The sequence below is a fragment of the Dactylosporangium siamense genome, from assembly GCF_016862795.1.
Lineage (GTDB): Bacteria > Actinomycetota > Actinomycetes > Mycobacteriales > Micromonosporaceae > Dactylosporangium > Dactylosporangium siamense.
The window spans coordinates 1-24,919 of the sequence record NZ_BONQ01000098.1; the positions used below are offsets into that span (position 1 = coordinate 1).

24 protein-coding genes are annotated in these 24,919 nt (G+C 71.1%); 21 read left to right on the forward strand and 3 right to left on the reverse strand.

Annotated elements, in window-relative coordinates; all coding sequences use genetic code 11:
- Nucleotides 1–405: 405 nt before the first annotated feature.
- The gene (locus Dsi01nite_RS31620) at nt 406–705 is read right to left on the reverse strand and encodes a hypothetical protein (RefSeq protein WP_203849975.1); all 300 of its coding nucleotides are present in this window, start codon (nt 703–705) and stop codon (nt 406–408) included.
- A 150-nt stretch (nt 706–855) separates the two neighbouring features.
- Between Dsi01nite_RS31620 and Dsi01nite_RS31625 the strand changes: the two genes are divergently transcribed.
- The 10 genes from Dsi01nite_RS31625 (at nt 856) to aroB (ending at nt 10,632) form a co-directional block, all read left to right on the forward strand.
- Nucleotides 856–1,653 carry a hypothetical protein gene (locus tag Dsi01nite_RS31625; RefSeq protein ID WP_203849976.1) on the forward strand — a complete coding sequence of 266 codons (798 nt, stop codon included), beginning with the start codon at nt 856–858 and terminating at the stop codon, nt 1,651–1,653.
- Nucleotides 1,654–1,754: 101 nt separating this feature from the next.
- A complete protein-coding gene (locus Dsi01nite_RS31630; protein WP_203849994.1) occupies nt 1,755–2,204 on the forward strand; it encodes a DUF948 domain-containing protein in 450 nt (149 codons plus the stop codon).
- Between the two features lie 54 nt (nt 2,205–2,258).
- On the forward strand, nt 2,259–2,525 hold the full coding sequence (locus Dsi01nite_RS31635; RefSeq protein WP_203849977.1) for a hypothetical protein: 267 nt from the start codon (nt 2,259–2,261) through the stop codon (nt 2,523–2,525).
- Nucleotides 2,522–5,182: an alanine--tRNA ligase gene (gene alaS, locus Dsi01nite_RS31640; protein ID WP_203849978.1), complete on the forward strand. Its 2,661-nt coding sequence runs from the start codon at nt 2,522–2,524 to the stop codon at nt 5,180–5,182. The genes Dsi01nite_RS31635 and alaS overlap by 4 nt, the downstream gene beginning before the upstream one ends.
- An 88-nt stretch (nt 5,183–5,270) precedes the next feature.
- Nucleotides 5,271–5,738, forward strand: coding sequence for a Holliday junction resolvase RuvX (ruvX, locus tag Dsi01nite_RS31645; RefSeq protein WP_203849995.1), 468 nt, complete (start codon nt 5,271–5,273; stop codon nt 5,736–5,738).
- A 21-nt stretch (nt 5,739–5,759) separates the two neighbouring features.
- Complete coding sequence (gene mltG, locus Dsi01nite_RS31650) at nt 5,760–6,947, forward strand: endolytic transglycosylase MltG (RefSeq protein WP_203849979.1); 1,188 nt, start codon at nt 5,760–5,762, stop codon at nt 6,945–6,947.
- A complete protein-coding gene (locus Dsi01nite_RS31655; RefSeq protein WP_203849980.1) occupies nt 6,948–7,733 on the forward strand; it encodes a shikimate dehydrogenase in 786 nt (261 codons plus the stop codon).
- A 72-nt stretch (nt 7,734–7,805) separates the two neighbouring features.
- A complete protein-coding gene (gene aroC, locus Dsi01nite_RS31660) occupies nt 7,806–8,984 on the forward strand; it encodes a chorismate synthase (RefSeq protein WP_203849981.1) in 1,179 nt (392 codons plus the stop codon).
- Nucleotides 8,981–9,478, forward strand: coding sequence for a shikimate kinase (locus Dsi01nite_RS31665; RefSeq protein WP_203849982.1), 498 nt, complete (start codon nt 8,981–8,983; stop codon nt 9,476–9,478). Before aroC ends, Dsi01nite_RS31665 begins: the two co-directional genes overlap by 4 nt.
- Nucleotides 9,475–10,632 (forward strand): 3-dehydroquinate synthase, encoded by a 1,158-nt coding sequence (gene aroB / locus Dsi01nite_RS31670; protein ID WP_203849983.1) that lies wholly within the window; start codon nt 9,475–9,477, stop codon nt 10,630–10,632. Before Dsi01nite_RS31665 ends, aroB begins: the two co-directional genes overlap by 4 nt.
- 466 nt (nt 10,633–11,098) lie before the next feature.
- On the opposite strand, the gene mptB is transcribed toward aroB, so the two are convergent.
- Nucleotides 11,099–12,565: a polyprenol phosphomannose-dependent alpha 1,6 mannosyltransferase MptB gene (gene mptB, locus Dsi01nite_RS31675; RefSeq protein WP_275423430.1), complete on the reverse strand. Its 1,467-nt coding sequence runs from the start codon at nt 12,563–12,565 to the stop codon at nt 11,099–11,101.
- On the opposite strand from mptB, the gene efp reads away from it, so the two are divergent.
- From efp to Dsi01nite_RS31690, 3 genes are read left to right on the forward strand one after another with little or no spacing between them, the layout of a single operon-like run.
- The gene (gene efp / locus Dsi01nite_RS31680; protein WP_203849985.1) at nt 12,564–13,121 is read left to right on the forward strand and encodes an elongation factor P; all 558 of its coding nucleotides are present in this window, start codon (nt 12,564–12,566) and stop codon (nt 13,119–13,121) included. The genes mptB and efp overlap by 2 nt on opposite strands.
- A gap of 44 nt (nt 13,122–13,165) precedes the next feature.
- Nucleotides 13,166–13,573 (forward strand): transcription antitermination factor NusB, encoded by a 408-nt coding sequence (nusB, locus tag Dsi01nite_RS31685; RefSeq protein ID WP_203849986.1) that lies wholly within the window; start codon nt 13,166–13,168, stop codon nt 13,571–13,573.
- Between the two features lie 8 nt (nt 13,574–13,581).
- Nucleotides 13,582–14,526 carry a DUF559 domain-containing protein gene (locus Dsi01nite_RS31690; RefSeq protein WP_203849987.1) on the forward strand — a complete coding sequence of 315 codons (945 nt, stop codon included), beginning with the start codon at nt 13,582–13,584 and terminating at the stop codon, nt 14,524–14,526.
- A 98-nt stretch (nt 14,527–14,624) separates the two neighbouring features.
- On the opposite strand, the gene bldD is transcribed toward Dsi01nite_RS31690, so the two are convergent.
- Nucleotides 14,625–15,113, reverse strand: a complete 489-nt coding sequence (gene bldD, locus Dsi01nite_RS31695; protein WP_033356835.1) for a transcriptional regulator BldD — start codon at nt 15,111–15,113, stop codon at nt 14,625–14,627.
- 190 nt (nt 15,114–15,303) lie between these two features.
- Between bldD and pyrR the strand changes: the two genes are divergently transcribed.
- From pyrR to mihF, 8 genes are all read left to right on the forward strand, one after another.
- Nucleotides 15,304–15,873 (forward strand): bifunctional pyr operon transcriptional regulator/uracil phosphoribosyltransferase PyrR, encoded by a 570-nt coding sequence (gene pyrR, locus Dsi01nite_RS31700; RefSeq protein WP_275423431.1) that lies wholly within the window; start codon nt 15,304–15,306, stop codon nt 15,871–15,873.
- Nucleotides 15,870–16,784 carry an aspartate carbamoyltransferase catalytic subunit gene (locus tag Dsi01nite_RS31705; protein WP_203849988.1) on the forward strand — a complete coding sequence of 305 codons (915 nt, stop codon included), beginning with the start codon at nt 15,870–15,872 and terminating at the stop codon, nt 16,782–16,784. The genes pyrR and Dsi01nite_RS31705 overlap by 4 nt, the downstream gene beginning before the upstream one ends.
- A gap of 17 nt (nt 16,785–16,801) precedes the next feature.
- On the forward strand, nt 16,802–17,998 hold the full coding sequence (locus Dsi01nite_RS31710) for a dihydroorotase (RefSeq protein WP_239136315.1): 1,197 nt from the start codon (nt 16,802–16,804) through the stop codon (nt 17,996–17,998).
- Nucleotides 17,995–19,107: a glutamine-hydrolyzing carbamoyl-phosphate synthase small subunit gene (gene carA, locus Dsi01nite_RS31715; protein WP_203849990.1), complete on the forward strand. Its 1,113-nt coding sequence runs from the start codon at nt 17,995–17,997 to the stop codon at nt 19,105–19,107. Before Dsi01nite_RS31710 ends, carA begins: the two co-directional genes overlap by 4 nt.
- Entirely contained in the window at nt 19,100–22,402 is a 3,303-nt protein-coding gene (carB, locus tag Dsi01nite_RS31720) for a carbamoyl-phosphate synthase large subunit (RefSeq protein WP_203849991.1), read from the forward strand. The genes carA and carB overlap by 8 nt, the downstream gene beginning before the upstream one ends.
- Before the next feature lie 58 nt (nt 22,403–22,460).
- Nucleotides 22,461–23,444, forward strand: a complete 984-nt coding sequence (locus Dsi01nite_RS31725) for a quinone-dependent dihydroorotate dehydrogenase (RefSeq protein ID WP_203849992.1) — start codon at nt 22,461–22,463, stop codon at nt 23,442–23,444.
- Complete coding sequence (gene pyrF, locus Dsi01nite_RS31730; protein ID WP_275423432.1) at nt 23,441–24,289, forward strand: orotidine-5'-phosphate decarboxylase; 849 nt, start codon at nt 23,441–23,443, stop codon at nt 24,287–24,289. The genes Dsi01nite_RS31725 and pyrF overlap by 4 nt, the downstream gene beginning before the upstream one ends.
- Nucleotides 24,290–24,409: 120 nt before the next feature.
- Nucleotides 24,410–24,730 carry an integration host factor, actinobacterial type gene (gene mihF / locus Dsi01nite_RS31735; RefSeq protein WP_033356842.1) on the forward strand — a complete coding sequence of 107 codons (321 nt, stop codon included), beginning with the start codon at nt 24,410–24,412 and terminating at the stop codon, nt 24,728–24,730.
- The last annotated feature ends 189 nt before the right edge of the window (nt 24,731–24,919 follow it).

Genomic DNA, 24,919 nt, shown 5'->3' on the forward strand with positions numbered 1-24,919 from the left:
CCGCGCGTTGACGACGAGTCGCCGTCCCGTGGTCGTCGGGCCGTGCCTGAGCCGCGCGCTGATGAGGAGTCGCCGTCGCGTGGTCGTCGGGCGGTGCCTGAGCCGCGTGTGGACGATGAGTCGCCGTCGCGTGGTCGTCGGGCCGTGCCTGAGCCGCGTCGGGGCGAGCCCGACCTGGAGCAGAGCGGCGGGCGCCGCGCCTTCGAGGCGGCCGCCGGCGACGGTCCCGGCCGGTTTGCCAGCGAATCCGCTCCGCCGGCCCAGCGTCGCGGCGGTTCCGGTGCCGAGCTGACCAGTCGTTTCGCCGCGGACGCGGGCCCCGCCGGGGCGCCGGGCCGGGGCGGGCGCGCGCAGGCCAGCGCCCCGTTCCAGGCCTCGCCCGCCGGTGCCGCGCCGGGTGGCGGCCTACAGCACGGCGACTCCCACGGTCGCGGTCAGAGTGGCGATCCCCACGGTCGTGGTCAGGGCGGCGACTCCCACGGTCGTGGTCAGGGCGGCGATCTCCACGGTCGTGGTCACAGCGGCGATCCCCAGGGCCGCGGTCAGAGCGGCGACCTCCGCGCCCGCGGTCAGGGCGGCGGACCGCACAACGCCGCAGCGCACGGTGCCGGCCCACACGGCGGCGGGCCGCAGGGCGCGGGCTCGCACGGTGGCGGGCCGCAGGGCGCGGGGCCGCACGGTGCCGGGCCGCAGGGGCGGTCGCATCCGGGTGGCGGTCCGCAGGAGCCCGGCTCGCCGGGGTTCCAGCGGGGCAACGGCCCGCAGGGCGCGTCCCGTGGCGGGCCGCTGCAGCGTGGACCCCACGGCGGGCCGCAGGGCGCCGGGGGTCCCGGTGGGCGGCCGTCGCCGTACGGCGTGGCGAGGCAGCCCGGCGAGGCGCCCCCGAAGCCGTTCGTGGACCTGGCCCGGTTCGACCCGAACCCGGCGACCACGTACCGGGGGACGGCCACCACGCCGGGCGCGTTCGACTGGGAGTCCACGACGCAGATCGCGCCGTTCGGGCTGCTGCAGCTGGCGCAGGCCAAGCGGGTCCGGCAGCTGCGGCTCGCGACGATCATCTTCGTGGTCCTCGCGGTCGTCAGCGCGCCCGCGGCGTTCTTCGTGATCCGCGAGTTCACCAGGGACCCGGTGTTCGTGGAGCTGGACAACCTCAACCTGCCGGAGTGGGCGGCGCGCAACCCGACCGACGGGGCGCTGGGCAGCCGGTGGTGCATCCACGAGTGCCGGTCCCGGCAGCGGACGTGGGAGTCGGCGCGCGGGCCGGAGGAGACCAACCGGGCGTTCGTCGGCAAGCTCAAGGACGCCGGTTGGGTCGAGTGGGACATCCCCGACTGCCAGGCGGAGGGCGTCGACGGGATCGAGACGTGCTGGCAGCGCGACGAGTACGTCCTCGACCTGTGGGTACGTGCCGCCGTCTGCGACGTGAAGAACGCCCGGCCGACGGTGAACCCGTCCCAGCCACCGGTGTCGCCGGGGAAGCCGACGGCCAAGGCGCCAGCGAGCCCGTCCATGACGCAGGACCCGGCGCCGCAACCGTCCGAGCTGGACAGCCCCGGCCCGGGACCGACGGCGATCTGCCCACTGGCAGTGGCCACCATCAAAGTCTTCAACCGGATCAGTTACGGGCCGGGCGGGACGCAGGGCGGCGGCTGACGCCGATACCGGCCGGTCGAGAAGCGCTGCTACATCACGGAGGGTAGGGTTCCTCCGTTGGATGAGCGCATCCACGCGGGTGAAGGAGGTCGGGCGTGTCCGTGTCCGTGGGCGGTATCGCGGCGCTGGTGGCGTCGGGTGGGTTTTTCGTGCTCGTGCTCGTGCTCGCCGTGCCGATCCTCCGGGTCCGGCACACGATCGACGCGGCCACCGGCGCGTTGCGCGACGTCGCGGACCAGACGACCCCGATGCTGGAGCGGGTCAACATGACGATCGACAACGTCAACGTCGCCCTGAACCAGGTGCACACCACGCTTGACGGGGTCAACATGCAGCTGGCCCGCATCGACACGATCACCGAGAACGTGTCGCACGTGAGCGCCAACGTGGCCAACCTGTCCACAGTGGTCAGCGCGGCCGCGGCGAACCCGCTCGTGAAGGTCGCCGCGTTCGGCTACGGCGTGCGCAAGGCCGCCGCGAACCGCCGCGCCGCCGCCGACGAGGCCGAGGTGCGGGAGCAGATCAAGCAGTCGCGGCGTAAGCGGGCCTAGTCCGGCCGGGCGCTGCCTGTACACCATCCAAAACGAGAACAGAGAGGTTGAGCCATGCGGCGGTTGCTGTGGCTCGGGATCGGACTTGCCGTCGGAGCGTTGGTGGTCCGTGCGGTGACGAAGAAGGCGCAGGCGTTCACGCCGCAGGGCATCGCCGCGCAGGCGCGTGACTCGGCTGCCGGGTTCGCCGGGTCGGTCCGCGGGTTCGTCGACGACGTCCGCGACGGCATGGCCGAGCGTGAGGCCGAGATCAACGCAGCGTTCACCGACGGTTCGACCCTCGACGAGGACCTTTACCCGGAAGGCCGGCAGCACCGATGAAGACCGCGGAGATCAAGCGTCGTTTCCTCGCCCACTTCGAGGCGGCGGGGCACACGGTCGTGCCGAGCGCGCCGCTGCCGGCGATCGCCGACCCGAACCTGCTGTTCATCAACGCCGGCATGGTCCAGTTCGTGCCGTTCTTCCTCGGCCAGCGCACCCCGCCCTACCCGCGGGCGGCGTCGGTGCAGAAGTGCATCCGCACCCCCGACATCGACGAGGTCGGCAAGACCAGCCGGCACGGCACGTTCTTCCAGATGAACGGCAACTTCTCCTTCGGCGACTACTTCAAGGAAGGCGCGATCAAGCTCGCCTGGGAGCTGTCGACGAACCCGGTCGACAAGGGCGGCTTCGGCCTGGACCCGGAGCGGATCTGGGCGACGGTCTACCTCGACGACGACGAGGCGATCGAGCTGTGGAAGAAGACCGGCCTGCCGGCGGAGCGGATCGTGCGCCGCGGCAAGAAGGACAACTTCTGGTCGATGGGCATCCCCGGCCCCGCCGGCCCGTGCTCGGAGCTGTACTACGACCGCGGCCCCGCCTACGGCAAGGAGGGCGGCCCGGAGGTCGACGAGGACCGCTACCTGGAGTTCTGGAACCTGGTCTTCATGCAGTACGAGATCACCAACGTGCGGTCGAAGGAGGACTTCGACATCGTCGGTGAGCTGCCGAACAAGAACATCGACACCGGCATGGGCCTGGAGCGCATCGCGTCGATCCTGCAGGGTGTGGACAACCTGTACGAGATCGACGAGGTCAACCCGATCCTCGCCAAGGCCGCGGAGATGACCGGGAAGCGCTACGGGCAGGCCACGTCGAAGGTGGCCGGCGAGTCGCACCCGGACGACGTGCGGCTGCGGGTGATCGCCGACCACGTCCGGACCGCGCTCATGGTGATCTCCGACGGGGTCACGCCGTCGAACGAGGGCCGCGGGTATGTGCTGCGCCGCATCCTGCGCCGGGCGATCCGGTCGATCCGCCTGCTGGGCTGGCACGAGGGGCCGGCGCTGCCGATCCTGCTGCCGATCGCGCGGGACTGCATGGCCCCGTCGTATCCGGAGGTGGCCGCCGACTTCGACCGGATCTCCTCCTACGCGTACGGCGAGGAGGAGGCGTTCCTGCAGACGCTCCGGGCGGGTACGACGATCCTCGACACCGCGGTGACGGAAGCGCGCAAGTCCGACAAGTCGGTTTTGTCGGGGGAGAAGGCGTTCCAGCTGCACGACACGTACGGGTTCCCGATCGACCTGACCCTGGAGATCGCCGCCGAGCAGGGCCTCACCGTCGACGAGGCCGGCTTCCGCCGGCTCATGGCGGAGCAGCGCACCCGCGCCAAGGCCGACGCGAAGGCCCGCAAGACCGGCCACGCCGACCTGTCGCAGTTCCGCGCCGCGCTCGAGCAGGGCGGGCCGGTCGAGTTCACCGGGTACCGCGAGGTCGCCCGCGAGTCGTCGGTGCGGTCGCTGCTCGGTGTCGCCGCCGCGACCGTCGGTGACGAGGTGTCCCTGGTCCTGGACGCGACCCCGTTCTACGCCGAGGGCGGCGGCCAGATGCCCGACCTGGGCGTCATCACCACCGGCGGCGGCAAGGTCGAGGTCCTCGACGTGCAGACGCCGCTGCCCGGCCTGATCGTGCACCGGGTCAAGGTCCTCGAGGGCGAGATCCGGGCCGGCGAGTCCGCGTTCGCCGAGATCGACACCACCCGCCGGCGGGCCGTGTCCCGGGCGCACACCGCGACCCACCTCATCCACCAGACGATGCGCAACTTCCTCGGCGAGTCCGCGACGCAGGCGGGCTCGCTCAACGCGCCCGGCCGGCTCCGCTTCGACTTCAACACCCCAGGCGCCGTCCCGCAGAGCGTGCTGCACGACGTCGAGCAGCAGGTCAACGAGGTGCTCCTGCGGGACCTGCTGGTCAACGCGTTCATCACCTCGCAGGAGGAGGCCCGCAAGATCGGCGCGATGGCGCTGTTCGGCGAGAAGTACGGCGACGAGGTCCGCGTCGTCGAGGTCGGCGACTACGCCCGCGAACTGTGCGGTGGCACCCACGTCGAACGCTCCAGCCAACTGGGCCTGGTGAAGATCCTGTCCGAGTCGTCGATCGGTTCCGGGGTACGCCGCGTCGAGGCGCTCGTCGGTCTGGACGCCTTCGGTCACCTGGCCCGTGAGCACGTCCTCGTGTCGCGCCTGGCCGAGTTGTTCCGGGTCCCCGGCGACCAGGTCGCCGACCGGGTCGAGCAGGCCGTCGCGCAGCTGCGCGACGCCGAGCGCGAACTGGAGAAGCTGCGCACCCAGCTCGTCCTCGCCGGCGCCGGCGGGCTCGCCGACGCGGCCAAGGACATCCGGGGCGTCGCCTACGTCGGCACCGAGGCGCCCGAGGGCACCTCCGCCAACGAGGTCCGGACCCTGGTGCAGGAGATCCGCGGCCGGATCCCGGCGGACCGGCCCGCGGTCGTCGCCGTCACCGCCCGCGCCGGCGGCAAGGCGTCGCTCGTCGTCGGCCTCAACGCCGCCGCGAAGAGCCGCGGCCTGTCCGCCGGTGACCTGGTCAAGGGCGCCCTGTCCGGCCGTGGCGGCGGCAACGCCGACCTCGCCCAGGGCGGCGGCGTGCCGGCGGCCGAGGCCGCGAACCTGCTCGCGGCGGTCGAGCGCGCGCTGTAGCTGTTGTCTCGTATGCGGGTAGGTGAATTCGTCGATTCACCTACCCGCGGGCGTTCACGGTGTGCGCGGGCCGCATAGGGTGACGGGCGTGAGAGCGCAGCCGTGGGTCCGTGGTCGACGTCTCGGCATCGACGTCGGCAGCGTCCGCGTCGGGGTCGCGCTGTGCGACCCGGACGGGATCCTCGCGACCCCCGTCGCCACCCTGCCGCGCGACCCGGTCACCGAGGGTGACCGCATTCCTTCGGACATGTCGGAAATCTTGCGACTGGTCGCGGAGCACGAAGCGGTCGAGATCGTTGTCGGCCTGCCAATCAACCTGGCCGGCAAGGAAGGGCCCGCAGCGGTCCTGATCAGGCAATACGCCGACCGGTTGGCCGCGCTGGCGGACCCTGTGCCGGTGTTGCTGACGGACGAGAGGATGTCCACCGCGGCGGCAACACGTAGGCTGTCGGAGCGTGGCGTCCGGGGCAGGCGGCAACGCGCGGTCATCGACCAGGTGGCCGCGGTGGAGATTCTGCAACGATGGCTCGACGCGCGACGGGCCGTTCGCGGCTGAGTGCCAGGAGGCGAAGGACAGATGGGCGAGCTCGACCTGGGCTGGGACGACGAGGAACGGCCCAACAGACATCGGCGCCGCGCCGTGTCTCCGCGCGGCAAGCGCAAGGGCCGCGGCGGACGGACCTTCGTCGCGCTCTTCCTCAGCCTGCTGGTCTTCGGCGGGCTCGCGTATGGGGCCTTCATCGGCGTGGACAAGATCAAGAACATGTTCACCGCCGAGGACTACAACGGCGGCGGCACCGGCGAGGTGACGGTCGAGGTGCTCCCTGACCAGTATGCCGCCGACATCGCCGCCACGCTGAAGGAAAAGGATGTCGTGAAGAGCGCGAAGGCGTTCATCGAGGCCGCGAAGAAGGACGAGCGCAGCAAGAAGCTGCAGCCCGGCTTCTACAAGCTGCGCAAGCAGATGGCCGCGGCGCAGGCGCTGTCGCTGATGCTCGACCCGAAGAGCCGCCTGGTCAACAAGGTCACGCTCCCCGAGGGCCTCACCTACGTCGACACGTTCAAGAAGCTCTCCGAGTTCACCAAGATCCCCTACGAGGAGTTCGAGAAGGCCGCCGCCGACACCAAGGCGCTCGGCCTCGGCGACGTGTGGTTCACCCGCCAGGACAAGAAGCAGGTCGCCAAGAGCATCGAGGGCTTCCTGTTCCCGGCGACCTACGACTTCCCGCCGAACGTCGACGCCGCCGGCGTCCTGAAGATCATCATCAACCGGTTCAACCAGGAGATCGACGCGACCGGGTTCATCGACGGCGTGCAGAACTCGCTGAAGATCTCGCCCTACGAGGCGCTGATCGCCGCGTCGATCGCCCAGGTCGAAGGCCTCGACAAGGACCAGGAGGGCATCGTCCGGGTCCTCTACAACCGGGTCTACTCCGGCAAGTTCCAGTGCAACTGCCTGCAGGTCGACAGCACCGTCAACTACTACCTGCGCATCACCGGCAAGGGCGCCAAGCCCTCGACCGAGCTGCTCAACTCCGAACTGCACAACAAGAACAACCCGTACAACGCCCACGACGTCCCGGGCCTGCCGATCGGGCCGATCAGCAACCCCGGCACCAGCGCGCTGAAGGCGGCGATCAACCCGCCGAAGCACGACTTCTACTACTTCTGCGCCATCGACACCGCCGGCAACACCGGCTACGCGAAGACGTACACGGAGTTCCAGAAGATGTGGGAACAGGCGAAGAAGAACGGCGTCAAATAGGTGCGTGCCGCGGTCCTCGGCCAGCCGGTGAGCCACTCGCGCTCACCGGCCATCCACAACGCCGGCTACGCGGCCGCGAGCCTGCGCGACTGGACGTACACGGCGATCGAATGCGGCACCGCCGACCTGCCCGGGTTCGTCGCCGGACTCACCCCCGACTGGGCCGGGCTGTCGCTCACCATGCCGCTCAAAGAGGTGGCGCTCACGGTCGCGGCGATGGTCGACCCGTTCGCCGCGGCGATCGGCGCCGCGAACACCCTCGTCCGGCGGGCGTACGGGTGGCACGCGTACAACACCGACGCGCCTGGCATGGTCCGGGCGCTGCTGGAGGCGGGGGTCGCCCGCACGCCCAGGCTCGCCGTGCTCGGCGGCGGCGGGACAGCCCGGGCGGCCCTCGCGGCCGCCGCGTCGCTGTCGGCCGACGTCACCCTGTACACCCGCCGCTTTTCGGCCTTTGAAGAGTTGCTGCCGGTCGCCGCCGCGCTGGACGTCGAGCTGGTTTGGGGTGACTGGGCGTCTGTTTCGGAGTGCTCGGCGTTCCCGGTGGTGATCTCCACGGTGCCGAAGGGCGCGGCGGACTCCCTGGCGCTCGCCGACTGGTCCGGGCGGCCCGTCGTGTTCGACGCCATCTACGAGCCGTGGCCGACGCCCCTCGCTGCCGCGGCCTCGGACGCGGGGTGCGCGATCGTGTCCGGGCTGGACCTGCTGCTGTGGCAGGCGGTCGACCAGTTCGAGCTGTTCACGGGCGTGGCCGCGCCGGTGGCGGCGATGCGCGCCGCGCTTTAGGGTTGTCCCGCCTGACGGGCTGGTGTCACCTCAGGCGTGGCGTCGCTTTCGCGCCGTGACAGACTTGCCGACGTGTTGCGCTGGTTGACCGCAGGTGAGTCGCATGGCCCGGCACTCGTCGCGATCCTGGAGGGTGTTCCCGCCGGCATCGAGTTGACGAGCGCGTCAGTGGCGGCAGAGTTGTCCCGTCGACGTCTCGGCTACGGCCGCGGCGCGCGAATGGCGTTCGAGCAGGACGTGGTCGAGTTCGTCGGCGGCCTGCGCCACGGCCTCACCCTCGGCAGCCCCGTCGCGATCCGCGTCGGCAACAGCGAATGGCCGAAGTGGGAGACCGTCATGGCGGCCGACCCCGTCGACCCCGAGCTGCTCGCCGCGCAGGCCCGCAACGCGCCGCTGACCCGCCCCCGGCCCGGCCACGCCGACCTCGCCGGCATGCAGAAGTACGGGCACACCGACGCCCGGCCGATCCTCGAACGCGCCAGCGCCCGCGAAACCGCCGCCCGGGTCGCCGTCGGCACCGTCGCCAAGGCCCTGCTGCGCCAGGCCCTCGGCATCGACATCGTCTCCCACGTCATCGAGCTCGGCTCCGTCGCCGCCAAACCCGGCCTGCTGCCCCGCCCCGAGGACTTCGACCGCATCGACGCCGACCCGCTGCGCTGCCTCGACCCCGACGCCAGCGCCCGCATGGTCGAAGAGGTCGACGCCGCGAAGAAGGACGCCGACACCCTCGGCGGCATCGTCGAGGTCCTCGCCTACGGCGTGCCACCGGGCCTCGGCAGCCACGTCCAATGGGACCGCAAACTCGACGCCCGCCTCGCCACCGCCCTCATGTCCATCCAGGCGATCAAGGGCGTCGAGATCGGCGACGCGTTCACGCAGGCCCGCTCCCGCGGCTCCCAGGCCCACGACGAGATCATCCCCACCGCCGACGGTGTCCGCCGCGTCACCGACCGGGCCGGCGGCCTCGAAGGCGGCATCACCACCGGCGAACCGCTGCGCGTCCGCGCCGCGATGAAACCGATCTCGTCGCTCAACCGCGCCCTGCAGACCATCGACGTCACCACCGGCGAGCCCGCGACCGCCATCAACCAGCGCTCCGACGTGTGCGCGGTCCCGGCCGCCGCCGTCGTCGCCGAGGCGATGGTCGCCCTCGTCCTCGCCGAGGCCGCCCTGGAGAAGTTCGGCGGCGACTCGGTCGCCGAGATCCAGCGCAACGTCTCCGGCTACCTCACCCACCTGGTGATCCGATGAGCCCCCGGGCCGTCCTGGTGGGGCCCCCGGGTGCCGGCAAGACGACCGTGGGCACGCTGCTCGCCGCGGCCCTGGGCGTGCCGTTCCGCGACGTCGACGCCGACATCGAAACCACCGCCGGCAAACCGATCCCGGAGATCTTCATCGACTTCGGCGAGGACCACTTCCGGGCGCTCGAGCGGGCCGCGGTCGCCGCCGCGCTGTCTTCGTTCGACGGGGTCCTGGCCCTCGGGGGCGGCGCGATCCTGGCCGCCGAGACCCGCGAGCTGCTCACCGGGCACACGGTGGTGTACCTGTCGGTCGAGCTGTCCGACGCCGTGTCCCGGGTCGGCCTCGGGGCGGGCCGGCCGCTGCTGGCCCTCAACCCCAGGGCCACCCTGAAGTTCCTGCTGGACCAGCGCCGGCCGCTGTACGAGCAGGCCGCCACGGTCACTGTCGTCACGGACGGCCGGACGCCCGAGGACATCGTCGCCGAGCTGGCGGGCAAGCTGTGACCGGGGCTTCCGCGTCCTCTGCGGGCTCTGCGTCCTCTGCGGGCTCTGCGTCTTCCGCGGGCGCTGCGTCTTCGGCGGGTTCCGCGGGTTCTGCGGCTTCCGTTGTCGACGTCGGGGGCTACTCGGTGCTGATCGGGCGGGGGCTGGTCGACCGGGTGCCTGAGCTCGTCGGCGGTGCCGCGCAGGTCGCGGTCCTGTTCGCCGGTCCGGTCCGCGGGCACGCCGAGCAGGTCATGGCCGCGCTGCGCGCCGCCGGCCACGGCGTCCTGCCCCTCGAAGTCCCCGACGCCGAGGCGGGCAAGGACATCGCCGTCGCCGCCGGCTGCTGGGACGCGCTCGGCGAGGCCGCGTTCACCCGCAGCGACGCCGTCGTGGGCGTGGGCGGCGGCGCCGTCACCGACCTCGCCGGGTTCGTCGCCGCGAGCTGGCTGCGCGGCGTCCGCCTGGTCCAGGTCCCAACCAGCCTCCTCGGCATGGTCGACGCCGCCGTCGGCGGCAAGACCGGCATCAACACCGCCGCCGGCAAGAACCTCGTCGGCGCGTTCTACCCGCCAGCCGGCGTCGTCTGCGACCTGTCGACCCTGGACACCCTGCCCGCCGACGACCTGCGGGCCGGCATGGCCGAGGTGGTCAAGTGCGGCTTCATCGCCGACCCCGCCATCCTCGACCTCGTCGAGGCCGACCCGGCCGCGGCGCTCGACCCGCACGGCGTCGTGCTCTCTGAGCTGGTCGAGCGGGCCGTCGCCGTCAAGGCCAAGGTCGTCACCGCCGACCTGCGCGAGTCGGGCCTGCGCGAGATCCTCAACTACGGCCACACCCTCGGCCACGCCATCGAACGCCGCGAACAGTACCGCTGGAAGCACGGCCACGCGGTCAGCGTCGGCCTGGTCTACGCCGCCGAACTGGGCCGCCTCACCGGTCGCCTCCCGGCCGACGTCGCCGACCGGCACCTGCACGTGCTGACCCTGCTCGGCCTGCCGGTCACGTACGCGGCCGCCGCCTGGCCCGACCTGCACGCCGCGATGCGGGTCGACAAGAAGGCCCGAGGCGCGACGCTGCGCTTCGTCGTCCTCGACGGCCTGGCGACCCCGGGCACCCTGGCCGGCCCGCCGGACGAGCTGCTCTTCCAGGCGTACTCGGCCGTCGCCTCCTGACCCGCACCGCCGCCCTCCTGACCCGTGCCCGCCGCCTCCTGCGCAACCAGCCGTCGCCTCCCGACCCGCGGCCACCGCACCTGACTCGGAGTCATCGCACCTGACCCGACCCGCGGCCACCGCACCTGACCGCGGCCACCGCCGGGGCCGTCGCGCCTGACTCGGGGCCGTCGCGCCTGACTCCGGAGGCGGCGCCTGGCTCGGGGGCGGCGCTGCCGATCCGCGGGCGGCGCCCCTGACCCGCGCGGGCGTGGGGGAGGGCTGCGGGGTGAGTGGGTCGAGCGCTGGGCTGGTGTCGGGGGTTCGTTGCGGTGGCCAGTGATGCGGGACCTAGGTGGTGGTGCCGACCGCTTTCTCAAGCACCCTACACCGCCCCATCTAATCGATCTATAAAGCCGTCACCACGTCGTCACTTTCCGGAGTTTGCACCGCTCAACCTGTATGCCAAATCATGGATCGGCGAGGGTCAGGTGGCGGGAACGAGGGCTGGGACCGGGGGACGCAGGCGTAGATAGAGTACGCCCGCCACGGTGCCGAAGATGGCGGCGACCACCGCCTCCGGGTAGCCGGGCGCGCCGAAGGGCAGCAGGAACATCGCGACGCCCACCGTCAGGCGGATCGCGGCCGGTGGGGGGTCCGGCATGCCGGCGGCGAGCGGGACGATCGGCCACAGCAGGTACCAGGGGTGCACCACCGGGCCGCACAGGACGATCGCGCCCAGGGCGAGGCCCAGCCCGGCGATGGGGTTCGGGGCGCGCAGCAGGGCCCAGCCGGCCAGCGCGCAGCCGAGGGCCGCCGCGGCGAGCCGGATGACCGCCATCGCGGACGGGTGGCCCGCCTCGGCGAGCAGCATGCCGATGTCGGTGCTGAGGGACAGGCCGTTGCGGACGGTGGTCGGGGTGTGCAGGGCGGCGATCCAGCCCAGGCCGAGACCGGATGCGGCCTGCAGGGCGACGAAGGCGAGAGCGGCGCCGGCGGCGGTGCGGACGAGCGCGAGCGTACGGCCGCGGGACAGCGCGACGATCGTGATGAGCGCGAGGATCGCGGGGGCCTTGACGAGGGCGGCGGCGACGATGAGGGCGGCGGCGAGCAGGGGCCGGTCGCGGACGGCGGCGAGGAGGCCGGCGGCGAGCAGCCCCACCATGAGGGCGTCGTTGTGGGCGCCGGCGACGAGGTGCAGCAGGAGCAGCGGGTTGAGCGCGCCGAACCACAGGGCCCGCTGGACGGGGACGCCGAAACGGGCGGCGAGGCCGGGGAGGCAGGCCACGACGAGGGCGACGCCGGTGAGGGCGACGAGCCGCATCGCCCACACCCCGGCGACGGTGTGCTCGCCGGTGACCGAGAGGATCGCCGAGGCGCAGCGCAGGAACACCGGGCCGTAGGGCGCCGGGGTGTCCTGCCAGATCGCCGGCACGTTCAAGGCGAGGGGGCCGCCGAGAGAGGAAGGGCCCCATCGGTACGCGTCCAGGCCGCGACGGACCATCTCACCCTGGGCGAGGTAGCTGTACACGTCGCGGCTGAACATGGGGGCGGTCACCGCGAGCGGGGCGGCCCAGCACAGCATCGTTCTGACCAGGTCGGCTGGGCGTTGCCCGTCGACGGTCGCGCGCATCCGCAGCCACGCGCCGCACAGCAGGGCCAGCCCGAAGTAGGTGCAGGCGACGCCGGCGAGGGGGAAGGTGCGCAGCTCGCGGATCAGGGGCCAGTGCCCGAACGGGTCGTGTTGCGGCAACGCGCCGGCGGAGATGCCACCGACCGCGATGGCGACGGAACCCGCGAAACCCAGGGTACGGTTGACTCCCATCCCGGCACACTCGCGCAGTCGCGTGACCTCGTGGCGACGCACACATGAACGGGCCGGTACACTGCTTCGGGCCTTTCCGCCGGCATCATGCCGCACGGACCAACTGACGAAAGTGACGTCTATCCACATGGCAACCACGAACGACCTGAAGAACGGCCTGGTGCTCAACCTCGACGGCGATCTGTGGGCCGTTGTGGAGTTCCAGCATGTCAAGCCGGGCAAGGGCGGCGCGTTCGTGCGGACCACCCTGAAGAACGTGCTGTCCGGCAAGGTGGTCGACCGCACGTTCAACGCGGGCACGAAGGTCGAGACCGCCACCGTCGACAAGCGCACGATGCAGTATCTGTACATCGACGGCGAAGACTACGTGTTCATGGATCTCCAGTCGTATGAGCAGATCTCCGTCCCGTCCGGCACGGTCGGCGAGGGGACCAAGTTCCTGCTGCCCGAGGCCGAGGTGACGGTGGCCACGCACGAGGGTGTGCCGCTGTACGTCGAGCTGCCGACGTCGGTGATCCTGGAGGTCACGTACACGGAGCCGGGCCTGCAGGGTGACCGCTCCACGGGTGGCACCAAGCCGGCGACGGTCGAGACGGGCGCCACGGTCAACGTGCCGCTGTTCATCACCACCGGTGAGAAGATCAAGGTCGACACCCGCGACAGCCGTTACCTCGGTCGGTCGTGACCTTTTCGGGGGGTTCGTTCCTGGGTGGTGACGTCACCGCCCAGATGACGGCGCGTCGGAAGGCCCGGAAGCGGGCCTTGGACGTGCTCTACTCGGCTGACCTCCGGGGTGAGTCGCGCGCGTCGACCCTGGCCGCGTATGTGGCCAACCTCGAGGAGCCGAAGCCCGGCTACCTGCCGTACACCGTCCAGCTGGTCGAGGGTGTCGAGAGTCATTCGGTGCGCATCGACGAGCTGCTGTCCAGCTACGCCGAGGGGTGGACCCTGGAGCGGATGCCGGTGGTCGACCGGAACCTGGCGCGGATCGCGGTGTACGAGCTGCTGTACAACGACGAGATCGACAACCCGGTCGCGATCACGGAGGCGGTCGAGCTCGCGGAGACGCTGTCGACCGATGACTCGCCGCGGTTCCTCAACGGCATCCTGGGCCGGATCGCCGACTACGCCACGTAGGTCGTGCGGTGGGCTGGGCGAACGTCGAGCGTGATCCGCCGTCGCACGACGCGGATCCGCTCGACCATCTGCTGTTCCGCCAGCACAACGTCATCTCCCGCCGCCAGGCCCTGCGGCACCTGACCCGGAACGCCCTGTATCACCGGGTGTCGTCGGGTCGATGGCAGCAGCCGGTGCGGTCGATCTTCGTGGCGCAGACCGGGCCGCTCGGCATACCGCAGCAGCGCTGGATCGGGGTGCTGGCCAGCCGTGGTCCCTTGGCCGCGTTCAGTGCGCTGGAGGTCCTCGGTCTCAAGGGGTACCGCAAGCCCTACACCGAGATACTGATCACCGCGCGGCGGAGGGTGACGTTGACCCCACCGGACACCGTGATCCGGCGGTCCGCGTGCCTGACGACCGAGGATGTCCTTACCCGTGGGTCACCGCCGTCGACGGTGGCGGCCCGGTCGCTGGTCGACGCCGCGCAATGGGCCCGTGACGACGCGGAGGCCGTGGCAGTGGTCGCGGCGGGTTTTCAGCAGCGGCTGGTGAGCGGTGACGAGGTGCTCGCGGTGCTCGGCCGGCTGCACGGGGTGCGTCGAGAGGCGTTGATCCGGCAGACCGTCGAGGACGCCCGGGGCGGGTCGCACTCGATCTCCGAGGTGCAGTTCCTGCAGCTGTGCCGGCGCAACGGTCTTCCCGATCCGACCCGCCAGGTGGTGCGGAGGGACGGCCGGGGGCGGAAGCGCTATCGCGACGCGCTGTTCGAGGAGTTCGGGATCCACGTCGAGATCGACGGCGCGCAGCACATGGAGGTGCGGGCCTGGTCCGCGGACATGGTGCAGCACAACGAGATCGCGATCACGGGCGACCGGCTGCTGCGGTTCACCGCATGGCAGGTCCGCCGTGATCCGGAGACCGTTGTGCGCCAGTTGCGCGCGGCATTGCGGGCGGCGGGGTGGCGGCCTAGTTGACCTTGGAGAGTTTGTCGTGCCCTGACCAGACAAAGTCTCCAAGGTCAACTTGGAGGGCGAAAAGGGGGCCGCGTCAGCGGCCCCCTTTCGACCAGAAACTAGGACTGGAAGAGGCTGCGCGGGTCGGTGACGAGCACGCCGTGCTCGTTGAGCCGCTCGACCAGGCCCGACGGCGACGCGTCGTAGACGATCGCCAGGGCGCGCAGGTCGTCCGCGCGGATGGACAGCACGCGACCGTTGTAGTCGCCGCGCTGCTGCTGGATGGCACGCGCGTAGCGGGCCACGTAGGCAAGGTCCTCGGCGCCGGCGTCGTAGAGCCGCTCCAGGTCCAGGACGATCTTGTTGGTGGGCTCGTGCCGCACGCCGCTGCCCTCGGGCAGCAGCTCGGCGACGGGGACGCGGTAGAACTCGGCCAGCTCAGCCAGGCGGGACACGGTGACGGCGCGGTCGCCCCGCTCATACGAACCGACGACGACGGCCTTCCAACGCCCTGCCGACTTCTCCTCGACACCCTGCAGAGACAGCCCCTGCTGCTGTCGGATGGAGCGCAGGCGAGCACCAAGAGACTTGGCGTACTCAGACGGCATACGGACACTCCCAGTCACTGGCCTGAGGGGTTTCCCCAGCGATCGCTACGGAGCGTGACCGTAACTGGCGGAAGACGCGTGGTCAAGTGGTCGAGACCCATCCGTTGCCCAGGTCAGGGCGGTTGTTAGGGTGGTTGCCGTTCGACGTCCTTTAACGACCCGTCCGGTGAGGCGGGGAAGGGGGTCTGGTTTGTCGTCTCCGACAACCGGCGCTGAGCTGGGCAAAACCATCCTAACGGCGGCAGATGTCGCCCGGGTGGTGGACCGGATTGCCCATCAGATTCTGGAAAAGACGTCCGGCGCGGCCGAAACGGTGCTGCTGGGCATACCTACCCGGGGTGTTCCCCTCGCGCGCAGGCTGGCCGCGAGGATCGCCACGTTCGAGGGCGCCGAGATCCCCGTGGGTGTGTTGGACATCACCCTCTATCGGGACGATCTTCGCCTGCAGGCGACCCGTGCGCTGGGTCACACCGAGGTGCCGCCGGGCGGTCTCGACGGGCGGCGGGTGATCCTCGTCGACGACGTCCTGTTCTCCGGGCGCACGGTCCGCGCGGCGCTCGACGCGCTCAAGGATCTCGGCCGGCCGCGGACGGTCCAGCTGGCGGTCCTCGTCGACCGGGGTCACCGGGAGCTGCCGATCCGGGCGGACTACGTCGGCAAGAACATCCCGACCTCGATCGAGGAGAGCGTGCGGGTGTCGATCGCCGAGCATGACGGCACCGACGCCGTGGTGATCAAAAACAGGGGTGCCCAGACATGATCAAGCATCTGCTCAGCGCCGCCGACCTTGACGCGGCCGCCGCGACCCTGGTTCTGGACACCGCGGCGGAGATGGCGAGCCTCGCGGGGCGCGAGGTGAAGAAGCTGCCCGCGTTGCGGGGGCGCACCGTGGTGAACCTGTTCTACGAGGACTCGACCAGGACGCGGATCTCGTTCGAGGCGGCCGCGAAGCGGCTCTCGGCCGACGTCATCAACTTCTCCGCCAAGGGCTCCAGCGTCTCCAAGGGTGAAAGTCTCAAGGACACCGCCCTGACGTTGCAGGCGATGGGGGCCGACGCGGTCGTCATCCGGCACCCGGCCAGCGGCGCGCCGCACCGGCTCGCGAACTGGGTCGAGGGCAGCGTCGTGAACGCCGGTGACGGCACGCACGAGCATCCGACCCAGGCGCTGCTCGACGCGTACACCATGCGCAGCCGCCTCAAACGGCTCGCCGGGTTGAACGTGGCGATCGTCGGCGACGTGCTGCACTCACGGGTCGCCCGGTCCAACGTGCAGCTGCTGCACACCCTCGGCGCGAAGGTGACGCTCGTCGCACCGCCGACGCTGCTGCCGGTCGGTGTGGGCGCGTGGCCCGCGGCGACGTCCTACGACCTGGACGCGGTGGTGCCGGATTCCGACGTCGTCATGATGTTGCGGGTCCAGCGGGAAAGAATGAACCAGGCGTACTTCCCCTCGGAGCGGGAGTACGCGCGGCGCTACGGCTTCGACGTGCCGCGGATGCGCCGGCTGCCCGAGCACGCGATCGTCATGCACCCCGGCCCGATGAACCGGGGCATGGAGATCGCGCCGGAGGTCGCCGACTCGCCGCGCTCCACGATCGTCGAACAGGTCGCCAACGGGGTCTCCGTGCGGATGGCCGTCCTCTACCTGCTGCTCGGAGGCAAAGCGTGATCACGAACCTGGGAGAGATCACCGTCGAGGACGGGGTCATTGTTAGCATAAATCCGGACAAAAAAGGTCCCAAGATCGCACTTCCAGGGCTCGTCGACCTGCACACCCACCTGCGCGAACCGGGCCGCGAGGACGCCGAGACGGTCGAGTCCGGCTCACGGGCGGCGGCGCTCGGCGGGTACACCGCGGTCTGCGCGATGGCCAACACCTCCCCGGTCGCCGACACCGCCGGGGTCGTGGAGCAGGTATGGCGGCTCGGCCGCGAGGCGGGCCTGGTCGACGTGCAGCCGATCGGCGCGGTCACCGTCGGCCTCGGCGGCGAGCAGCTCGCCGAGCTGGGCGCGATGGCCGACTCCGCCGCCCGGGTCCGGGTCTTCTCCGACGACGGGCACTGCGTCAGCGACCCGCGCCTGATGCGCCGCGCCCTGGAGTACGTGAAGGCGTTCGACGGCGTGATCGCCCAGCACGCCGAGGAGCCGCGGCTGACCACCGGCGCGCAGATGAACGAGGGCGAGGTCGCCGCCCGGCTGGGCCTGGTCGGCTGGCCCGCGGTCGCCGAGGAGGCGATCATCGCCCGGGACGTGCTGCTCGCCGGGCACGTCGGCGCCCGCCTGCACATCTGCCACGTGTCGACCGCCGGCAGCGTCGAGCTGATCCGCTGGGCGAAGTCGAAGGGCTGGCGGGTGACCGCCGAGGTGACGCCGCACCACCTGCTGCTCACTGAGGACCTCGCCGTCGACTACGACCCGGTGTACAAGGTGAACCCGCCGCTGCGCACCGAGGCGGACGTCCTCGCGCTGCGCAAGGGGCTGCAGGACGGCACGATCGACTGCGTCGCGACCGACCACGCCCCGCACAGCGTCGAGGACAAGGAGTGCGAGTGGGCGTACGCCAGACCGGGGATGCTCGGCCTGGAGACCGCTCTCGCGATCGTCGTACAGACGATGGGGCCGCAGTGGGACAGGATCGCGGACTGGATGTCCGTCGCGCCCGCGAAGATCGCCGGTCTGACCGGCCACGGGCACGCACTCCAGCCGGGGCAGCCCGCGAACATCACGATCTTCGACCCGGACGTCAGGTGGACGGTCGACCCGACCGCACTGGCCAGCAGGTCGCGCAACACCCCTTACGCCGGAATGGAGCTGCGCGGTCGCGTCGAGGCGACCTACCTGCGCGGCGAGCCGACGGTGTTGAACGGAAAGGCGACTCGGTGAAGCGCAGAGCAGCATTGTTGGTACTGGAGGACGGCCGCACGTTCCACGGCGAGGCCTTCGGCAGCATCGGGGAGACCTTCGGCGAGGCGGTGTTCAACACCGGCATGACCGGCTACCAGGAGACGCTGACCGACCCGTCGTATCACCGGCAGGTCGTCGTGCAGACCGCGCCGCAGATCGGCAACACCGGGATCAACGGCGAGGACGACGAGTCCGACCGGGTCTGGGTCGCCGGCTACGTGGTCCGGGACCCGTCGCGGGCGTACTCGAACTGGCGCGCCACCGGCAGCCTCCAGGACCGTCTCGCGGTCGAGGGGATCGTCGGCATCAGCGGCGTGGACACCCGGGCGCTGACCCGGCACCTGCGTGAGCGCGGCGCGATGCGGGTCGGCGTGTCCAGCGTCGACGACGACCGCGACGGCCTGCTGCAGCGGGTCCGCCAGCAGCCGCAGATGCTCGGCGCCGACCTGTCCGCCGAGGTCAGCACGCCGCAGCGGTACACGATCGAGGCCGAGGGGGAGCACCGGTTCACGGTCGCCGCGATCGACCTCGGCATCAAACGCAACGTCCCGCGCCGCCTCGCGGCCCGCGGCGTGACCACGCACGTGCTGCCCGCGAGCACCACCCTCGCGGACATCAAGGAGCTCAACGCCGACGCGGTGTTCTTCTCGCCCGGCCCGGGCGACCCGGCCACCGCGGACGGACCGGTAAATCTGGCAAAAGCCGTCATGTCGGCGAAAATCCCTCTTTTCGGCATCTGCTTCGGCAGCCAGATCCTGGGCCGCGCGCTCGGGTTCGGCACCTACAAGCTCGGGTACGGGCACCGCGGCATCAACCAGCCCGTCCTCGACCGGACCACCGGCAAGGTCGAGGTGACCAGCCACAACCACGGCTTCGCCGTCGACGCGCCGCTCGACGGTCGCACCAGCACCGAGTTCGGCGAGGTCGAGGTCAGCCACGTCTGCCTCAACGACAACGTCGTGGAGGGCCTGCGCTGCCTGGACACGCCGGCCTTCACCGTCCAGTACCACCCGGAGGCGGCAGCGGGGCCGCACGACGCGGACTACCTGTTCGACAGATTCGCGGAGTTGATGAACACCAATGCCTAAGCGGACCGATCTCCGGCACGTCCTCGTCATCGGCTCCGGCCCGATCGTCATCGGCCAGGCGTGCGAGTTCGACTACTCCGGCACCCAGGCGTGCCGGGTGCTGCGCGCGGAGGGGTTGCGGGTCAGCCTCGTCAACTCCAACCCGGCGACCATCATGACCGACCCCGAGTTCGCCGACGCCACGTACGTCGAGCCGATCACCCCCGAGTTCGTCGAGCAGGTGATCGCCAAGGAGCGCCCCGACGCGCTCCTGGCCACCCTCGGCGGGCAGACCGCGCTGAACACCGCGGTCGCGCTGCACGAGGCCGGGGTCCTCGACAAGTACGGCGTCGAGCTGATCGGCGCCAACATCGACGCGATCCGCCGCGGCGAGGACCGCCAGCTGTTCAAGGACATCGTGGCGAAGGCCGGCGGGGAGACCCCGCGCAGCCGGGTCTGCCACTCCATGGACGAGGTCCGCCAGACCGTCGCCGACCTCGGCCTGCCGGTCGTCATCCGGCCGTCGTTCACCATGGGCGGGCTCGGCTCCGGCATGGCGCACAACGACGCCGACCTGGAGCGGCTCGCCGGCGGCGGGCTCGTCGCCTCCCCGGTGCACGAGGTCCTCATCGAGGAGAGCGTGCTCGGCTGGAAGGAGTTCGAGCTGGAGCTGATGCGCGACAAGCACGACAACGTCGTCGTCGTGTGCTCGATCGAGAACGTCGACGCAATGGGCGTGCACACCGGCGACTCGGTGACGGTCGCCCCGGCGATGACGCTCACCGACGTGGAGTACCAGCGGCTGCGCGACCTCGGCATCGCCGTGCTGCGCGAGGTCGGCGTCGACACCGGCGGCTGCAACATCCAGTTCGCGGTGCACCCGCAGACCGGCCGCCTCGTCGTCATCGAGATGAACCCGCGGGTGTCGCGCTCCAGCGCCCTGGCGAGCAAGGCGACCGGCTTCCCGATCGCGAAGATCGCCGCGAAGCTCGCCATCGGCTACACCCTGGACGAGATCCCCAACGACATCACCCTGAAGACCCCGGCCGCGTTCGAGCCGTCCCTGGACTACGTCGTGGTCAAGATCCCCCGGTTCGCCTTCGAGAAGTTCCCCGGGGCCGACGCGGAGCTGACGACCACGATGAAGTCGGTCGGCGAGGCCATGTCGATGGGCCGCACGTTCCAGGAGGCCCTGGGCAAGGCGATGCGGTCGATGGAGACCAAGGCCGCGGGGTTCTGGACCACGCCCGACAAGCCCGGCGAGAACGCCCTCGAAGCGCTGAAGGTGCCGCACGACGGCCGCCTGTACACCGCCGAACGCGCGATCCGCGAAGGGCACAGTGTCACGGCGGTCGCCGAGGCCTCCGGCTTCGACCCGTGGTTCGTCGACCAGATCGCGGCGCTCGTCGACCTGCGCGCCGAGATCCTCAGCGCCGCGGTGCTGGACGAGCCGCTGCTGCGCACCGCCAAGCGGGCCGGCCTGTCCGACCGGCAGATCGCCGCGCTGCGCCCCGAGTTCGCCGGCGAGGACGGGGTCCGCAGCCTGCGCCAGCGCCTCGGCCTGCGACCCGTGTACAAGACCGTGGACACGTGCGCCGCGGAGTTCGGTGCGACGACGCCGTACCACTACAGCACCTACGAGGAGGAGACCGAGGTCGCCCCGTCGGACCGGCCGAAGGTGCTGATCCTCGGCTCCGGCCCGAACCGCATCGGCCAGGGCATCGAGTTCGACTACTCGTGCGTGCACGCCGTCATGGCGCTGCGGGCCAAGGGCTACGAGACCGTCATGGTCAACTGCAACCCGGAGACGGTCTCGACCGACTACGACACCGCCGACCGGCTGTACTTCGAGCCGCTCACGTTCGAGGACGTCCTGGAGGTCGTGCACGCCGAGGACGAGTCCGGCAGGGCCGCCGGCGGCCCCGGCGTCATCGGCGTCGTCGTGCAGCTCGGCGGGCAGACCCCGCTCGGCCTCGCCCAGCAGCTCGCGGACGCGGGCGTGCCGATCGTCGGCACCTCACCCGAGGCGATCCACCTGGCCGAGCACCGCGGCGCGTTCGGCAAGCTCCTCGCCGGGGCCGGCCTGACCACGCCCGCGCACGGCACCGCGACCAGTTTCGCCGAGGCGAAGCTCATCGCCGACGAGATCGGCTACCCGGTGCTGGTGCGGCCGTCGTACGTGCTGGGCGGGCGCGGCATGGAGATCGTCTACGACGAGGAGACCCTGCGCGGGTACATCGCCCGGGCCACGGAGATCTCCCCGGCGCACCCGGTGCTCGTCGACCGGTTCCTCGACGACGCCATCGAGATCGACGTCGACGCGCTGTGCGACAAGGACGGCGAGGTCTACGTCGGCGGGATCATGGAACACATCGAGGAGGCCGGCATCCACTCCGGCGACTCCTCCTGCGTCCTGCCGCCGATCACCCTCGCCGGCATGCACCTGGACGAGGTCCGCCGCTACACGGTCGCCCTCGCCCGCGGCATCGGCGTGCAGGGGCTGCTCAACGTCCAGTACGCGCTGAAGGACGACGTCCTGTACGTCCTGGAGGCCAACCCGCGCGCGTCGCGCACCGTGCCGTTCGTGTCGAAGGCCACCGCGGTGCCCCTGGCGAAGGCCGCGGCCCGCATCGCGCTCGGCGCCACGATCGCCGAACTGCGCGCCGAAGGGCTGCTGCCGGCCGACGGCGACGGCGGTACGCCGCCCGAGCACGCGCCGATCGCGGTCAAGGAGGCGGTGCTGCCGTTCAAGCGGTTCCGCACCGTCGAGGGCAAGGGCGTGGACAACCTGCTCGGCCCGGAGATGAAGTCGACGGGTGAGGTCATGGGCATCGACACGTCCTTCGGCCACGCGTTCGCGAAGTCCCAGGCCGCCGCTTACGGCTCGCTGCCGACCACCGGCACCGTCCTGGTCACCGTCGCCAACCGGGACAAGCGCGGCATCGTGTTCCCGGTGAAGCGCCTCGCCGACCTCGGCTTCTCGATCGTGGCGACCGCCGGCACCGGTCAGGTGCTGCGCCGGTACGGGGTCGCCTGCGAGATCGTGCCGAAGCACTTCGAGGAGGGCAACGGCCGCAACGCGGTGTCGATGATCGCCGGGGGAGAGGTCTCGCTGATCATGAACACGCCGCAGGGCTCCAGCGGCCGGCAGGACGGCTACGAGATCCGCAGCGCCGCGGTCGTCGCCGACATCCCGTGCATCACCACGCTGCCCGGCGCGGCGGCCGCCGTCATGGGCATCGAGGCGCTGCTGCGCGGCGAGATGACGGTCCGGCCGCTGCAGGAGCTGCACGCCGCCCTGCGCGGGCAGCGGTGAGCGGCCAGCGGCGCGTCCCGGGCCCGCGGGGTTGGCTCGCGGCGACGCCGGAGGCGGCGTGACCTACGAACGCCTGGTCCGCCCGCTGCTGTTCCGTCTCGGCGGCGGCGACGCCGAGACGGTGCACGAGCTGACCCTGCGGTGGCTTGCCCGCCTGCCTCGCGGCGCCGTCCACAGCCCGCCCGGTGCGCGCCGGACCGTGTTCGGGATCGACTTCCCGAACCCGGTCGGGCTCGCCGCCGGCATGGACAAGGACGGCCGGGCGCTGCGGGCCTGGCCGCGGCTCGGGTTCGGCTTCGTCGAGGTCGGCACCGTCACCTGGCACCCGCAGCCCGGCAACGACCGCCCGCGCCTGTTCCGTTTCCCGGAGCAGGAGGCGGTCGTCAACCGGATGGGCTTCAACAACGCCGGCGCCCGGGCCCTCTCGGACCGGCTGCGGGCGCTCGGGCCGCTGCCGGTGCCCCTCGGGATCAGCCTCGGCAAGTCCAAGGTGACGCCGCTGTCCGGCGCCGTCGAGGACTACGTCAGCAGCTTCCGGCAGCTGTACGACCAGGGCGCGTACTTCGCCGTGAACGTCAGCTCGCCGAACACGCCGGGCCTGCGCGAGCTGCAGGACAAGGCGCACCTGTCGGCGCTGCTCGGAGCGCTGCGCGCGGAGAACCCGGCGGGCCGGCCGGTGCTGGTGAAGGTCGCGCCCGACCTGACCGACACCGCGCTCGGCGACCTGCTCGACGTGTGCCTCAGCCACGGCGTCGCCGGGCTGATCGCCACCAACACCACGGTCGGCCGCCCCGGCGTCGACACCGCCGAGGCCGGCGGGCTGAGCGGCCGGCCCCTCGCGCCGCGCGCCCTGGAGGTCGTGCGGTTCGTCGCCAAGGAGAGCGGGCTGCCGGTGATCGGCGTCGGCGGGATCACCACGCACGACGACGTGACCCGGATGCTGGACGCCGGGGCGTCGCTCGTGCAGCTCTACACCGGACTCATCTACCACGGCCCCCGCCTCGTGAAGCAGGCCGTGCAAGCCACTCGGGAGCGGTTGTGACTTCACCGGAGCGTTTCGGGGCCCGGCTCCGGGCCGCCATGGACACGCTGGGGCCGTTGTGCGTCGGGATCGACCCTCACCCCTCCCTCCTGGCTGCCTGGGGGCTCTCCGACGATGTCAAGGGCCTGGAAGCGTTCAGTCGGACGGTGGGGGAGGCCCTGGCCGACCGGGTCGCAGTGATCAAGCCGCAGTCTGCCTTTTTTGAGCGTTTCGGCTCCAGGGGCATAGCGGTCCTGGAGTCAACTATCCGACAGTTCAGCGGGACCCGAACTCTTGTAGTTCTCGACGTCAAGCGGGGTGACATCGGCTCAACGGCCGCGGCGTACGCCGATGCGTACCTCGATCCGGCGTCGCCGTTGTGCGCCGACGCGATCACCGTCAGCCCCTATCTCGGCGTCGGCTCGCTGCGCCCGATCATCGACAAGGCGGCCGCCAATGGGCTCGGCGCGTTCGTCCTCGCGCTCACGTCCAATCCCGAGGGCGCCGCGGTCCAGCGGGCCGTCGGCGCCTCCGGCAAGACCGTCGCACAGACCGTCATCGACGAGATTTCGCAGGTCAACGCGGGTGTGATGCCACTCGGCGACGTCGGAGTGGTGATCGGCGCCACACTTGGGCAGCACGGACACGACCTGACGAACCTCAATGGCCCGATCCTGGCGCCGGGCCTCGGCGCACAGGGCGGAAGGGCCGACGGACTGCGCGCCGCGTTCGGTGATCAAGCCCCTGACGTGCTGCCGTCGTACTCCCGGGAGGTCCTCGGCGCGGGCCCCGGCATCGCCACGCTGCGTGCCGCCGCGGAGCGGGCGCGTGACGAATGCGCCGCCGCTCTGGCGGTCACCGCCTGATCATCGGGCCGACACCGGCCGTCGATCATGGGATTCCCACGTTGCCGAAATGGCTCGTGACCGCTAGTTTTCCCGGCGCTAGACCATCAACATTCTTTTCAAGGGACCTGAGGAGACCTGGTGCCGCTCCCGTCACTGAGCCCGGAACAGCGCGCGGCCGCTTTGGAAAAAGCGGCTGAGATTCGTAAGGCTCGCGCTGAGCTGAAGGAGCAACTGAAGCAGGGGAAGACCACCCTCGCTGCCGTGCTCGATCGTGCGGAGTCCGACGACGTCGTCGGCAAGCTTCGGGTTTCGGCCGTGCTGCAGGCAATGCCCGGCATCGGCAAGATCCGCGCGACGCAGATCATGGAGAAGCTGAAGATCGCTGACAGCCGCCGCCTCCGCGGCCTCGGCGACCAGCAGCGCAAGGCACTGCTCGGGGAGTTCGCCGGCGGCAAGTGACTGCCGCCAGGTAGGTCCCCCCGGACCAGTGTGAAGACCTCGACGCGCCCGGACCCCGCACAGGGGCCCGGGCGCGTCGCCGTCAAAGCCCACGCCGCCCACCCCAGCCAGCCAGCGCCAGATAGGTCCAGGTAACGCCAGACAGGGTCAGATAGGGCCAGGTGGCGCCAGGTAGAAAGCCCGACCACG